Annotated in this window: 13 protein-coding genes and 1 pseudogene; 3 read left to right on the top strand and 11 right to left on the bottom strand. The window is 41.9% G+C overall.

Annotated elements, in window-relative coordinates:
- Positions 1 to 12: 12 nt before the first annotated feature.
- On the bottom strand, positions 13 to 864 hold the full coding sequence (locus SB660_RS09955) for a DUF72 domain-containing protein (protein ID WP_061410264.1): 852 nt from the start codon (positions 862 to 864) through the stop codon (positions 13 to 15).
- 318 nt (positions 865 to 1,182) lie between these two features.
- Here SB660_RS09955 and SB660_RS09960 point away from each other — a divergent pair, with 318 nt between their 5' ends.
- Both SB660_RS09960 and SB660_RS09965 read left to right on the top strand, forming a co-directional pair.
- Positions 1,183 to 2,337: a PucR family transcriptional regulator gene (locus SB660_RS09960; RefSeq protein ID WP_410582348.1), complete on the top strand. Its 1,155-nt coding sequence runs from the start codon at positions 1,183 to 1,185 to the stop codon at positions 2,335 to 2,337.
- A gap of 64 nt (positions 2,338 to 2,401) precedes the next feature.
- A complete protein-coding gene (locus tag SB660_RS09965) occupies positions 2,402 to 3,559 on the top strand; it encodes an oxalate decarboxylase family bicupin (protein WP_058013751.1) in 1,158 nt (385 codons plus the stop codon).
- Between the two features lie 53 nt (positions 3,560 to 3,612).
- On the opposite strand, the pseudogene SB660_RS09970 reads toward SB660_RS09965, so the two are convergent.
- Together SB660_RS09970 and SB660_RS09975 are read right to left on the bottom strand one after the other, a co-directional pair.
- A pseudogene (locus SB660_RS09970) lies at positions 3,613 to 4,806 on the bottom strand (MFS transporter); the annotation flags it as partial.
- A 156-nt stretch (positions 4,807 to 4,962) separates the two neighbouring features.
- Complete coding sequence (locus tag SB660_RS09975; RefSeq protein ID WP_410582351.1) at positions 4,963 to 6,198, bottom strand: pyridoxal-phosphate-dependent aminotransferase family protein; 1,236 nt, start codon at positions 6,196 to 6,198, stop codon at positions 4,963 to 4,965.
- 169 nt (positions 6,199 to 6,367) lie between these two features.
- Here SB660_RS09975 and SB660_RS09980 point away from each other — a divergent pair, with 169 nt between their 5' ends.
- Positions 6,368 to 7,246, top strand: a complete 879-nt coding sequence (locus SB660_RS09980; RefSeq protein WP_410582352.1) for an endonuclease I family protein — start codon at positions 6,368 to 6,370, stop codon at positions 7,244 to 7,246.
- A 15-nt stretch (positions 7,247 to 7,261) separates the two neighbouring features.
- Here the strand turns inward: SB660_RS09980 and SB660_RS09985 are convergent, their stop codons facing one another.
- From SB660_RS09985 to psiE, 8 genes are all read right to left on the bottom strand, one after another.
- On the bottom strand, positions 7,262 to 8,005 hold the full coding sequence (locus SB660_RS09985) for an IucA/IucC family C-terminal-domain containing protein (protein ID WP_410582354.1): 744 nt from the start codon (positions 8,003 to 8,005) through the stop codon (positions 7,262 to 7,264).
- Between the two features lie 21 nt (positions 8,006 to 8,026).
- A complete protein-coding gene (locus tag SB660_RS09990) occupies positions 8,027 to 9,064 on the bottom strand; it encodes a FecCD family ABC transporter permease (RefSeq protein WP_410582356.1) in 1,038 nt (345 codons plus the stop codon).
- The gene (locus SB660_RS09995) at positions 9,057 to 10,073 is read right to left on the bottom strand and encodes a FecCD family ABC transporter permease (protein WP_169055653.1); all 1,017 of its coding nucleotides are present in this window, start codon (positions 10,071 to 10,073) and stop codon (positions 9,057 to 9,059) included. Before SB660_RS09995 ends, SB660_RS09990 begins: the two co-directional genes overlap by 8 nt.
- Positions 10,074 to 10,143: 70 nt before the next feature.
- The gene (locus tag SB660_RS10000) at positions 10,144 to 11,097 is read right to left on the bottom strand and encodes an ABC transporter substrate-binding protein (RefSeq protein WP_410582359.1); all 954 of its coding nucleotides are present in this window, start codon (positions 11,095 to 11,097) and stop codon (positions 10,144 to 10,146) included.
- Between the two features lie 139 nt (positions 11,098 to 11,236).
- Positions 11,237 to 12,145 carry an alpha/beta fold hydrolase gene (locus SB660_RS10005; RefSeq protein ID WP_410582361.1) on the bottom strand — a complete coding sequence of 303 codons (909 nt, stop codon included), beginning with the start codon at positions 12,143 to 12,145 and terminating at the stop codon, positions 11,237 to 11,239.
- 262 nt (positions 12,146 to 12,407) lie between these two features.
- On the bottom strand, positions 12,408 to 13,154 hold the full coding sequence (locus tag SB660_RS10010; protein WP_180310143.1) for a transporter: 747 nt from the start codon (positions 13,152 to 13,154) through the stop codon (positions 12,408 to 12,410).
- A gap of 3 nt (positions 13,155 to 13,157) precedes the next feature.
- Positions 13,158 to 13,691 (bottom strand): PadR family transcriptional regulator, encoded by a 534-nt coding sequence (locus SB660_RS10015; protein WP_180310142.1) that lies wholly within the window; start codon positions 13,689 to 13,691, stop codon positions 13,158 to 13,160.
- Positions 13,692 to 14,003: 312 nt separating this feature from the next.
- Positions 14,004 to 14,432, bottom strand: coding sequence for a phosphate-starvation-inducible protein PsiE (gene psiE, locus SB660_RS10020; RefSeq protein WP_180310141.1), 429 nt, complete (start codon positions 14,430 to 14,432; stop codon positions 14,004 to 14,006).
- Positions 14,433 to 14,436: the final 4 nt, after the last annotated feature.

Here is a 14,436-nt window from a genome sequence, read left to right on the forward strand (position 1 = left end):
CGCAGCTCTCATTTAACTAAATAAATCTAACTGCTTCGGAGAAAGGCTTGAATACGTAATATCCAGCAAATCAATCATCTGCTGGCCATTCGCCGCTGCATCTCCGCCGGAGTTATTATTAAATACGACATAGACATCTTTTGATTGCTGATGCAGAATGTCGAGATTCTTTTTCCACTCTTTTAATTCAGCTTCATTATATAAATATAAGTATCGCACTTCACGCCAATTTTCATGATCCGCTGGGTGAAGCCAGCCCTGTTTATTTCTCCCGTGAAAACGAACCAATGTTTTATCACGGTGCGTAGCTTGTATGACTGGCGGAATGGAGCCTTCTCCCACTTGCGGCTCATCACAAACAGAATGAATCCAGCCTTCTTTTTCCATAAAGGACAAGGTCTGCTCATAAAATTCATCTGAGAACCATGTGCGGTTACGGAATTCGAGGGCACATGGAATGTCGCCCATCTTCTCTTTACACCATCTTAAATAAAGGACGTGCTCTTTTTTGCAATCAAACCATGGTGGAAATTGAAATAGAACCATGGCTAGTTTCCCTGCACGAATGAGCGGAGTCAATGAAAGAATAAATGCGTCAAACATCTCTTCCTTCGAAGCAAACGGAATTTCGCCCCTCTGATGACCGGTCATTCCTTGATATGCTTTTACGACAAATTGAAAGGTGTCTGGCGTATCCTTGATCCACTTTTCATGATTACGTTCAGGCTGAACTGCATAAAAGCTGGCATCCAGCTCCACAATGGGAAACGTAGACGAATAGTGAAACAGCTTTTGCGCGCTGCCGATTTTCGGCGGATAAAGACTGTCATGGTCTCCCCAGCCAGTTAATCCGATATAAATCATGTTTCTCACCTCTTGCCACTTTCATGTATAGACGGCTTCCTCACATGAAAGCCTTTTTCTCTTGTCATACCCATCTTTCTGAAAGAAATTCTTCTGTCTACAACATATCATATTTGCCGGTAATTCTGAATGAAGATGACTGATGGTGCGTGATTTTATCATGATTTCTGTTTGTTTGTCATGTTAGTTGACAATATTCTATCTAAAATGATGTGAGCTGATAACATACTATATATCAGAGAAGTGAACAGTGATTGTCCATTTATTTATGCATCTTCACCAAGAACTTTAGTACTCAATAAAGGAGACTTAGTGGATATGAACATAGACGATAACCAATTTGAAACATTGCAAAAAATCGCCGAAAAGATTCACAAACCTGTCTATTTGTGTAACCAGCATGGGCGTCTTCTCGGCAACTCGCCCATCACGCGCCCAGATTGGATTCGCATTCTCCCTTTTTTCCAAAGCATGGCACCCCATTATTTTTCGATAATCGATACGAAGCAAACCTTTTCTGTCTTTCCGATTGATCTAGCCGAACAAACATGTGAGTATGTGGTCATCCCTTCCTTCATTCTTCCGCTGGATGAAACACTGCAAGTCATCATTGAACAAGCCGTACACGAAATCTCGATTGCGCGAATGAGACAATATACTGCCCAGCAAACAGCCAAGCGTGCCAGAAATGAAGCGTTTCGCAGATGGATAGAGGGTTTATCGTCTTCTCAGCAAGACGCTGCATACGTTGCGAAGGCGTTTGGATTAAATGTAGATAGCAGCTATCTATGCATGATCTATCAGCTTGATCAGTGTCATGAGACCACTCATTTTTTGAAGCAGCAACTAATATTAGATCAAGTCGTTGATCTGCTCGACAGCGCACTGCCAAGCTCTCCTTTCCCTTCCTTTTTATTTGTCAAAGGTGATATGGGCATTCTATTAATGGAAGAGACGGGCAGTTGGTCTGAGATGAGTGACAGACTCCTCTCTTTTTTAAAACAGCTGCAGATGCTCGTTAGCATACAAGTGAATCACACCATTTCCTTCGGCGTGAGCTTGACTAGTTGTCGCATCACCCATCTGTTTGAGGGCTACAGTGAAGCATTAGACGCACTTCAAGCCGGACATCTCTCGGCACAGCCGGAATATATACACTTCTATCAAGCAAAGGATGTGCCAGATTTATTGAAGCTTATTCCAAGAAAGGATTTAATCACGTTTCACCAAATGCACCTTCATCCGTTATATGAAGCTGGTCAAAACCTCCTCCACACCATATCTGTCTATTTAGAAACACATTGCCACATTTCAGAAACAGCAAAACGTTTGTCAATTCATCGCAACACGGTCATTTATCGATTGGAAAAGTGTGAAGAGCTGCTTCGAATCAGCTTAAAAGACCCTGAAGCCACATTAAGGCTGCGCTTAGCATTACGTATTCAGATGCTTCTTTCACCCCATCCTGATTGAATGTTTTCTTCCGAAGCTTCATATAGTTTGGAGGAGAAAAGTGATACAAGAGGAGGGATGATCAATGGATGGTGAGCTGGGTCACATCCCGCAGCCAATTCGAGAGGATGGTGCTGGTGCCACCGATCTAGGCCCGCGGGACGTCCTTCGAGACATCGAGAACCCCGATATGCTTGTTCCACCTAAAACCGATGCCGGAACCATTCCAAACTTGAAATTTTCATATTCCGATACACATATGCATTTGAATCCTGGCGGCTGGTCAAGAGAAATTACGAAGCGAGAGCTGCCTGTTTCCACAACGATTGCGGGTGTCAACATGCGGCTGACTCGAGGCGGAGTGCGAGAACTCCATTGGCATAAGCAGGCTGAATGGGCGTATATGATTTTAGGAAAAGCCCGTATCACCTCTGTAGATGCAGAAGGGCGAAATATGATCGCTGATGTAGCAGAAGGAGATTTATGGTATTTCCCGCCAGGTATTCCGCACTCCATTCAAGGACTTGAGGACGGGTGTGAATTTCTTTTAGTCTTTGATGATGGCGCTTTTTCTGAATTTGATACGTTCACCATCACAGACTGGTTTGCCCATACACCGAAAAACATTCTCTCCGAAAATTTTGGCGTTCCTGAGAAGCTGTTTGATGATATTCCGAATAAGCAGCGCTACATGTTTCAAGGCTCTCCACCAGCATCATTAGAAAGCCAAACGGTATCTGATCCATACGGAAGCATCGAGCCACCATTTACGTACCAGCTGCTTCGCCAAAAACCGCTGACGACCTCTGGAGGAACTGTCCGCATTGTCGATTCACGGAATTTCCCTGTTTCAAAAACCATTGCAGCTGCGCTTGTTGAAGTAAAGCCTGGCGGCATGAGAGAAATGCACTGGCATCCTAATAATGATGAGTGGCAATACTATTTAACAGGTACAGCCAAAATGACGGTCTTTGGAGCCGGTGGCACTGCCCGCACCTTTAATTACAGAGCAGGTGATGTCGGATATGTTCCTTTTGGTATGGGACATTACATCCAAAATATCGGTCAAACGAGCCTTTGGTTTTTAGAAATGTTTAAAAGTGACCGCTTTGCAGATATTTCGTTGAATCAGTGGATGGCCTTAACCCCTCCTCAATTAGTGAAAGAGCATTTGCATGTAGGTGATGCCATGATTCGTGCGCTTCATAAAGAAAAATCACCTGTCGTGACATATAAAAGGTGATGACCATAAAAAAACCGATCCATTTGTGCTGATCGGTTTTTTATCATTGAATTTTAAGAAATTGCAGAACGCTGCTGCACTTTTTTCCCCCACACGATGGATGCAATGAAGCTTATGCAAAGCACCAGTGTTCCGAGCATAAAAGGGAACTCAATATTCACATCAAATAAAATGCCCGCAAGGCTCGGTCCAACAATATTGGCAAGGCTCATAAAGGATGTATTGAGGCCTCCCGCTACTCCTTGCTGATTACCTGCCATTTTGGACAGCAATGTATTGAGGGCTGGACGAACAAATGATGTAGCCGACAAAAATAAAATAGAGCCTGCAAAGATCAGCCAAAATGACGGCGCAACACGGCAGACGATGAGCATCAAAGCCGCTCCCAGCAGGGCATAACGCACGACACGCATTTCACCAAATCGTTTCACAGAGGCATTCACCAACGCACCTTGGACAAGCACGCCAGCAAGACCCGCAACTGTAATCACAAACGCAATATCCTTCGGTGTAAATCCATGTTTTTGATCTACATATAAGCCGAAAATCGATTCAAAGTGAATGATGCCAAAATTGAGGACAAACGCCAATATAAACAAAAAACCGTAGGATGTCTTTAAAGCTTGCATCATTTGTACAAATGGGTTGAAATGAATGTCTTTGTTTAACCGCGCTTCTTCCTGCTTTTCCTTTGTTAATGTTTCAGGTAAAAACAGGATGGACAATAGGGTAGAAAGAGCTGCAAAGGAACCTGCGATGAGAAAAGGAAAAGCGATTCCGTACTCGACCAAATAGCCGCCTACGCCTGGTCCAATGACAAAGCCTAACGTCATTGCTGCACTAAATAGCCCCATTCCTTTCCCTCGATCCTTCTCACTTGTGATATCAGCGATATATGCAAACATGGCTGGCATGAGTAAAGCTCCGGCAGCACCACCTAAAAACCGAGACACAAACAGCATCCAAAGCTGATCAGCAAATGCAAAAATAAACTGGGCAATCGTAAAGCCGGCGATCCCGGCAATGATCAATTTTCTACGTCCAAATCGATCGGTCAGTGCGCCTGCGACCGGCGATAAAGCAAACTGTGTGAGACCTGTTGCAGCGACAAGAAAACCGAGTGTTTTTCCTGTTGCGCCAAAGGCCTCAATGTAACTTGGCATGACAGGGACAATGAGGCCAAAGCCAAGCATGGCAATAAAAATATTGAGCATCAAAATGTATAATCTGCCCATTTTTTTCATATCAAAAAACCTCTTTCTGCTAAATAAATGAAAATGATGACAAAAATGATCAGAACTTCTTCAGTATAGCGATATCACTGTCTATAAGTCTAGTTTTTCAAAATTTAGTTTTCTTTTCCAAATAAAAAATACCCGCAAATAGCGAGTATCCTTATGACTTTATTCACCATGTTCATAGATAGAAAGAGCCGCCTGAAGCCCTGCACCGCAATGGATAGATGCACCATGCTTGATTAGAATTGCTTCTAGCCCTGCTAACACAAAGAGCACATTTTCTTTTCGGCAGCTATAGCCCATTGTACCAATTCTCCATATACGTCCGGCTAGCGGTCCAAAGGAGCTGGCAATTTCAATACCAAAATGCTTAAGCAGATCGGCACGTACCGCTTCTCCATCCATACCACTTGGAATCTCAATACATGTCACAACTGGCATTTTACAATGTGGATCACCGAACAATTGAAGTCCCATCGCTTCAAGACCTTTCATCAAGGCTTTCTCGTGATATGCGTGCCTTTGAAAACGCTCAGACAGACCTTCTTCCAGCACAACACGAACCCCTTCACGAAGTGCATAGAGCATCGTTGTCGCTTCTGTATGATGATTTAATCGCCTAGGGCTCCAATAATCCTGGAGCTGGCTGAGATCAAAGTAATTGCTTTTAATTGGCGAAATATCCATTTGCTCCTGCAATTCATCCTGTGTCGCAATACCCTTTTCCACTTTCTTTCTCGACTCAACGACAGCTGCCACCCGTTCATTATACGTGATAGGGGACATACCTGATGGAACTGACAAGCACTTCTGCGTACCGCCAATCGCCGCATCAATCTTCCATTCGTCCACTTTCACCTGGACCCCGCCAATGGTTGCTACAGCGTCTACAATGAACAACGCATCCAGTGCTCGGCACGCTTCACCGATTTGCTCAAGCGGCTGCAATCGACCGGTGGATGTTTCACCATGGACCATCGCAACGATTTTAGGCTTAACCTGCTTCATTTTCTGAATGATATCACTAGGGTCAAAAACCGTTCCCCATTCACATTCCATTGTATGTACATCAGCCCCATAGCGCTGTCCTATTTCAATGAGAAGATGACCGAACCGGCCAAAGACAGGCACAAGCAACGAATCTCCCGGCTCAATGACACTGGCAAGCACAGCTTCAAGCCCTGAACGAGACGTGCCGTCAATTGGAAAAGCCCATTCATTTTCTGTTTGGAAAAGGGAACGCAATAAGGTCATCGTCTCATTCATGATATGTGTAAATGCTGGATCAAATTGACCGAGAATGGGCGTACTCATCACACGGAGTACCCTGGGATCTACTTCAACAGGTCCTGGTGTCATAATCGTTCTTGAAGGTATTTGTAGTTCTTTCACGTTATCCATCCTTTCCCTTGCTGTCATCCTATATGCCCACTTATACAGTAATGCTGATAAAATAGCAATCTCTTTTCCTGCGAATTTATTACATAAAATTTACGATAAATCCATTTATTTCTTTCTGACATTATGATAGAAATAAAGAGAATACATTCCCTATTAAGGAGGAAATCGAATGAAGAGAACCTTATTTGGAACTGTGGCTGCCGGAATTATGATATTCGGTACGTTAGCCGCCCCGCTGCCGCAAGCTGCGAATGCTCAAAGCTTTACTCTGAATGAACCGAGCCAAACCATCACATTTTCCCCGTTACAGCTTCAAAACGAAACATCTGCACAGCAAACGAAAACAACCGCTACAAGTCAAATCGATTCCTATTATCAAACTGCTAATGGCAAATCAGGACCCGCTTTAAAGAAAGCTTTACACGATATTATTGATGATCATAAGCAGCTATCCTACAGCCAAGTTTGGGATGCCTTAAAGAAAACAGATGAAGATCCAAAGAATCCAAACAATGTGCTCTTGCTCTATAGCGGTGTCTCTCGCTCAAAGCAAGCGAATGGCGGAAATGTTGGTCAGTGGAACCGGGAGCATGTGTGGGCTAAGTCACACGGCAATTTTGGGACAAGCCAGGGCCCAGGTACAGATCTCCATCACCTGCGGGCAACAGACGTACAAACGAATAGCACTCGTGGAAATTTAGATTTTGATATGGGCGGAAATGAATACAAGGGAGCACCGGGCAATTTCTACGATAGCGACTCATTCGAACCTCATAGCCGGGTGAAAGGGGATGTGGCAAGAATGCTCTTTTATATGGCAGTGCGATACGAAGGGGATGACCGCTTTCCAGATTTAGAATTAAACGAAAAAGTGAATAATGGCAGCGCCCCTCTCCATGGCAAAATGTCCGTACTCCTCAAGTGGCACAAACAAGATCCTGTCGATCAAATCGAACGAAACCGCAACGAGATCATTTATCAAACATACCAGAACAACCGCAATCCCTTTATCGATCACCCAGAATGGGCAAGTGCGATTTGGGAATAAAAAAGAAAGGCACTGCTACGAACAAGCAGTGCCTTTCTTTTTATCAAGCGGACAGACAAGACAATAATCGAGACTCTCCGATTTTTTCTCGAGCTTATAATACATACAGCAAGTCTTTCGATTGGATGTTTCTAGTAAACTGTCATCTAAGTTTAAGCTGTGATGAAATGGATTTTGTTTTGCTCCGAATACATTACCCGCTGCTTGCTTCAGATACAGATAGTCCTCCCGTACGCGCTGCTTCACAGCAGGGTCTTCAGCCTCCCGCATCATGCTTCGATAAAGAGAATTGATACGAACTGCTACATTCTCCCATAAAATAGAATATGGAAGTCTTGACGTGCGCTTTAATACATCTAAAAGAGGTGTAACACACTCCGTAAACAGCGCATGCACAACCTGCTCTCTCCATTCATTCCGATCTCCTTCTAATGAAACAAACGAACACAATGACTCATCAATTTCGATTTTCCGATCCTCTCTAAAGGCACATGCCTCTGGTGGAAACTGATAGACACCGTCATACAGCGTCATCATGTACAAAGTGGAACTGACGGCTAAGTAGGCATAACGCTTTGAAAACATCGACGACGCTACAGCTAAATTCGGTGCATGCATTGCTTCCTTTTCAGCCTCTAATAAACGCAGGACAGATGCTTCTGAAAAAAGCGCAGCAAGTGTGCGATCAGATGTCATTGGTCCATGTGTGATGTGTACGCCGAAATCAAGTAATTCTCTCTCAACCCACTCTGGCCTCATATCAAAACCTCCATCTTTCGTTTATCGATTTCTCTGCTGGTATAACAAATAAATAAAGAATGGTGCCCCAATTGCAGCTGTGAATACACCTGCTGGTACATCTAACGGTAGAAAAGCCGTTCTAGCGACTAAATCTGCGAGCATCACGAGAATACTGCCAACTAGTGCAGATGCCGGGACAAGCGCAATGAAGGAACGACCGATGATCATCCGTGCGACATGCGGCGCCATCAGTCCAACAAATTCAATACCGCCTGCAAAGGCAACCGCAATCCCCGCCAATGTCACACTCATCAGTAGAAAGAATAACCTTTTTGCCTGCACTTTTACCCCGAGACCTGTTGCAAGATCATCTCCAAGCTCCTTCACATTCATCGTTCTTGCTAACACCATGACAATTGGTAAAATGATCATGATCCAAGGAAGCATCGACATGACGTCCTTCATCGTAGAACCATATAAACTGCCTGTCAGCCAAATATATGATTTTGTCGTCGTCATCGTATCACTAAGAACAAGAGTAAACGTCACACACGCCTTCATGATGGCAGAAATCCCGATGCCCATTAGAACAAGTGTGATCGGCTTGACTCCTTTTTTCCATGAAAGCAAATAAATCAGACACGAGACGGCAAACGCCCCTGCAATCGCCCACAAAGATTGATACGCAATAGGCACAGTACCCATCCAAAAAACAATAAACATAATCGCACCGAACGAAGCACCACTCGTAATCCCAATGATGTCAGGTGATGCAAGCGGATTTCGGATTAACCCTTGCAAAATAAGCCCTGATACCGCAAGTGCGGCTCCCACTAAGACAGCCAGCAATGTTCTTGGAATCCTCAGTGTATTGAGCACAAAGGTATTTCCCTCTCCCTGACCGATTAAATGAAGAAGCACATCCACAGGCGAAATAAATCGGCTGCCCATACAGAGACTGAGAATAAATAACCCAAAAGCAATGGCCGTCAATAAAAGTAAAATTAAAAACGTCCGCTTTGAAAATTGAAATGAAATGCGTCCGTCCTTTGAACGCACTGTATATGTTTTAGCCACCTGTCTTCAACCCCTTGCGCACGAGATAAACAAACAGAGGCGCTCCTGCTACCGCCGTCATGACACCAATCGGTACTTCCTGCGGCATAATCAGAAAACGAGCCGCAAGGTCTGCGACAAGTAATAGAGACGCCCCCACTACGGCACAATACGGCAGTACCCAGCGGTGGTCAGGTCCGACAAGCTTTTTCACAATATGCGGCACTAGAAAACCAACAAACCCAATCGATCCTGCGACAGCGACGGAACCACCCGCTAAAAAGACGACGAGAACTCCCATCGTGATTTTCAGCATCAGCGTACGCTGGCCAAGTCCCTTCGCAATATCATCTCCTGACAAAAGGACGTTGATGGAACGTCCAAGAAGCAGCGCCACAACTGTCGCACCTAAAATATAAGGCAGAACAGGCAGCAGCATATCAATGCTTCTTCCAGACACTGAACCCGCCATCCAGAACAGAATGCTTTGAATCGACTGTTCATTCACGATTAAAAGACCTTGTGTAAAGGACGCAAACAGTGCAGATATTGCCGCTCCCGCAAGGACAATTTTGACCGGTGTCAATCCATCTCTTCCAATGGAACCCAAAAGAAAAACAAGCATCCCTGCAATTGCCGCACCTAGAAAGGCTGTCCACATATAGCCTGTTAATGACTCTGTTGAAAAGAAAACAATCGAAATGACGATAAAAAATAGTCCACCTGCATTAATTCCTAACAAATCTGGTGCTGCAAGCGGGTTTCTCGTTAATGCCTGCATCAGTGCACCTGAAATGGCTAGACTTGATCCAACAACTGTTGCAATTAAAGCTCTTGATAATCTGGATGTCATGACAATGACACTGTTTGGATCCGATTCATCAAATTGAAGAAACGCATGGATGGTGGCTTTGAGGGAAATGGAGGTTTGCCCAAGAGAAATGCTGAGCATAAAAAAGACCAACATCAATACGACGAATCCAGCAAACAGCAGCGCCTTGCTCGAATCCTTTTTTAATAAACTTCTCATCTGATTCCCGCTTTCAATCTGTTATGGAAAAAGGAGAAAATGGTTTTTCACATTTTCTCCTCTGTTATCCTTATTTATCAATGCCGAGACGATCATAAATATCATCAAGCATCATGTTTGCAGCAATAATACCGCCGCCCATGTTCCAAGTGATTTCATCGACTTTATGCACTTGTTTCGCTTTCACTGCGTCAAGCTGCTTCCATAAAGGATGACTCGTCCACTCTTTATGTGCTTTTTCAACCGCTTTATCCTGGTCATCCATGAAGTAATAGATCACATCTGCATCCATTTGCGGAATGCTCTCTTTGTCTGTAAGTGTAATAATGTCTTGCTTTTTATCTTTGACATTCTTAGGTCCTTCAAAGCCTAGCTCTGTTAAAATGGACCCTGCGAAACCAGTTTGATAGATTCTAGCATGATCTGCACGGAAGTTCACTACAGACACACTCATTGGCCAGTTTTTGATGTCTTTTTTCGCTTTTTCTTTGAAGTCAGCGACGCGGTCATCCCACTTCGTTAGCAATTCTTTTGATTTGTCTTGCTGATTTAACGCATCACCCATTAATTTCACTGTATCTTTAAATGTGAACACTGTTTCAGTTGCAACAGTTGGAGCGATTTCTTTCAGCTGATCAAAAATTTGCTCGTGGCGGACTTTTGATGCAATGATCAAATCAGGGTTAAGCTTTTCAATTTCCTCTAGGTTTGGCTGTATTTCCTGCCCAACAATTTTGACATCCTTTAAGTCATCTCTTAAATATTTATACGTAGGTGCTTCAAGCCATGATTCAACAACACCCACTGGTTTAATGCCCATTGCGACTGCTGCATCGGTTGCTCCTTGGTACAGCGTCACCACACGTTTAGGCGATCCTTTAATTTCAGTTGAACCGATAGCGCTTTCAACTGTTCTTGCTTTTTCTTTACTATTTGACTTGCCTTCACTGCTATTGCTGCCGCAAGCTGCAAGTAAAACGATGGAGAGCACAACTAATAGCGACCAAAAAGATTTTTTGAACATGTACCTCACCTATCCATTCTATATGTAGTCATATCGTTTGATAACGATTCTCATTATCACACTATGATTTTATCATAGAAAAGGATGGTGTCAATGTAAATTTTTAAGAAAAAGGGAGAGTGTTGACTAGTTGTTCATACTAAATAGAACGATTCCACATTTGGATGGTCTCGCCAATCTGTTTTCCCGCTTCGAGTAACACCGACAAATGGGTATGTCCATCCAGCACTTCATAGACTGATTGTTGCTTGATCTCTTCATTTGGCAGTTCATGATAGGCAGAAAATTTTTCTATATCATACAGTTCATCCTCGCTGCCTACTATCATCGCATAGGGCCGATCAATCCTAGCAAATTGTTTTTTAGGTGCAGAAGGGGTTAAAGCAAGTGATAGATTGACGGTGATGGATGTTAATAGAAGCGGATCCTGCTCAACTACCCATGCTGGATAATGAAAACGCACGGCTTCAGAATGACCCATCAGCATCCCTTTTGTCATAGCAGACAAAACGAATTTCCATACTTGAACGGTCGCAAAAGGAATTTGATCAGGTCTTGCAGTGTCTGATTGATAGCCAAATTCAGGTGCAATAAAAAAGTAACCGTCTACTTCTCTTTTTTTCGGCCAAGATAGGTAATTTAGCAGTAATCCCGCTCCAGAAGAATGCCCGCAAAGATAAACAGCTCCTTTATGCTGCTGTTTGACCGTATCCACAAACTGCGAAATATCTTGCCACACATCTGTGACACTAGGTGTATCACCCTTTTTTCCTTCCGAATGGCCGTGACCTCTTAAATCGATTAAAAACGTATTCACATGGAAATCATGCTGAAGCGTATAGGCGATATGCTCGTAACCAGCTAGGCTGTGAGCGCCTCCGCCATGAATCAAGATGACATTTGCCACGTTCTGCTTTTCTGCTAAAAATGGATAATACGCAAGGCTTGTGCCGTCGTGTGATGGCATGAATTGTCTTTCTGGAATATGAACAGGGGCTACCTGCTGCATACTTGCAAATGAGAATGGTTCGTTCTTGGTGTCTTTCAATTGTTTTCGCTCCTTCAAAAAGAAACGAGGATGGCAAACGATACTGGCCATTCTCATGACTACATTCTATTAAGTAATCTCCCACAAAGGGAAGGTCTTGCTTTGAATAATGGCAACAATTTATTTTAACGTTTTTTTTGCATCGGGAATAGGGAAGACAGGAAAGACGTCATTTACTTCAAAGCTTTTCATGAACAAATCCATTGATTTCATTTTTATGTATTGTCCTATTGTGTTTTATGATGAGCTGTATGTATTGAATCTAATTGTTTACTAAATATACATTTTCTATTTTTGTTATAGACTTAGATTGCAAACGGTGATTATCCATTTCTACGTAAAGGGAAAAATCATTGTTTTGAACAAAAATTATATCGCTTCCATTATTAAGTTTTATTTTTAATGCATTGCCTTCTTTTTGAGTATTAGGAAAGGTATTCTCAATCATATTAAAGTCTAATTCCGTCCACTTGCCATTAATTATCATTTTGGTCATCCCCATTATTTTATGACTGATACTATTGGGGATCATTTTCTTTTGAAATTTTTCAGAAATATCTTCGTTATCTAATTGCTGAAATCCAATTTGAAATGCCTCTTTTTCAAAATAAGGTAAGTACATGTTTCTCCATAATGATGAAATTTTAAATAGTCCAAATAATTTATATTCGATTCTTTCTGGCGTTTGTACATCAAATGCTTTGTCTAAAAGCGATTGATGTACAGAATCAATATCTGATACTTCAATCATTAAGCATATTGCTCCTCTTGTGCCTCGATTATACAACTCTGTCCAATCTTTTTTCCAGCCACCGCCATCCTTCTGTGTGATATTCACTAATTCAAGATACTCCTTTCCAATCCAAAGATTGCTTATTTTAAAGCCTTTTGTTCTTTTACCTTTTTTAGGTGCATACGGAAAACCATTTTGTTGTATCATATCTATCATTTTTTTGTCTTTTTGATATTTTTCATCAACATTGATAACAATATGATCAATTTTATTCATCGGTTAATCCCCCGTCTTTATTAACTGAATAACTTCATGAAGATACTTCATTTTCATTTCTTCCATTTCATAAATGTAATCAAACGTTAGCCTTGTTAAAGAAGATAAATTCATTTGTTTCTCTTTTTCTTCTTCACCCTTTTTTATTTCTGCTAAATGTCTTTTTTGCGCTTCAATTTGAATATTTAATGATTTAACAGCTTCTTGTTTTTCAATTTCATCAGCAAACATGAGTCCAGTAAAAAGTTGAGTTGGATAAGTATTTTGAGATTCTACAAGGCATTTCATCACACATTCTTTCTTGTATTTTTTTCCAAGTTCTGTGATTTTATAGATTTTCGTACTCTTTTTCCCTATCGTCCTTGTTTCACAAACTTTTATATAGTTTCCTTTTTCTAATTTATTTAGCGCATAATAGATGGAGCCAACTAGAATTCCACCCCATGTATCCACCATTGTATTTTTTAAATTCTGCTCAATATCATACCCTGACATCGGTTTCATCGATATTAATCCTAATATATATAAGTTCGTCATTAGATTCCTCCTAAGCAACATCTATTTACACTATACTCAACATTGAGTATTGTTTCAAGATTAGGGTGAAACTTTCTTTCGTACTAAACACTTTTTCAGATTCCCCAAAAAAATCCTAGCACGATGTTCATGAATGAAGAGGTGTGCAATACGATGAGTGATCAACTGAACAGGTTGAAATTCAACAATTTCATTGAACTTCCTCTCAATTTTTAACCGTTCATTAATAGACAACCAGCTCAAGATTGTGCATGAGCGAACCACCTCGTTCAAATTAAAAAAAGACGAACGGTCATCGTTCGTCTTCTTCCCTCACTTCACTTCTTCATTCTCCTGAACCGTATGTCGTTTACTAGCGATAAAAAGTGCAACAGTCATAGCTAAAATAGTCAGCGCCCACCAGAAGGTCGATACAGCCTCTTTATGATCGATGATAATCAAACGGATAACGGCTGTGATGCCAATATAAATAAAATAGCGAAGCGGAAAATGAAAGTTTGATTTAAAGTACTTAATAATTAAGGCAATAAACTCAAAGTACATAAAGAAGATCAGCAGCTCACCAAGCATTTCATAATAGCTTTCTCCTTTGTTGACCACATTCTTGTAGACAAATTGGACAATATACCACGTTTCACTGATTAAGAGAACGCTTAAAGCAAGGGCTAGAAAGAATAGACAGATATTCAGCAGACCTTGCAAGAGATCGGGTACCTTTTGGAAATTGTTGAATCGTTTCATGAGA

Source organism: Bacillus sp. SIMBA_005 (assembly GCF_046535585.1).
GTDB lineage: Bacteria > Bacillota > Bacilli > Bacillales > Bacillaceae > Bacillus > Bacillus pumilus.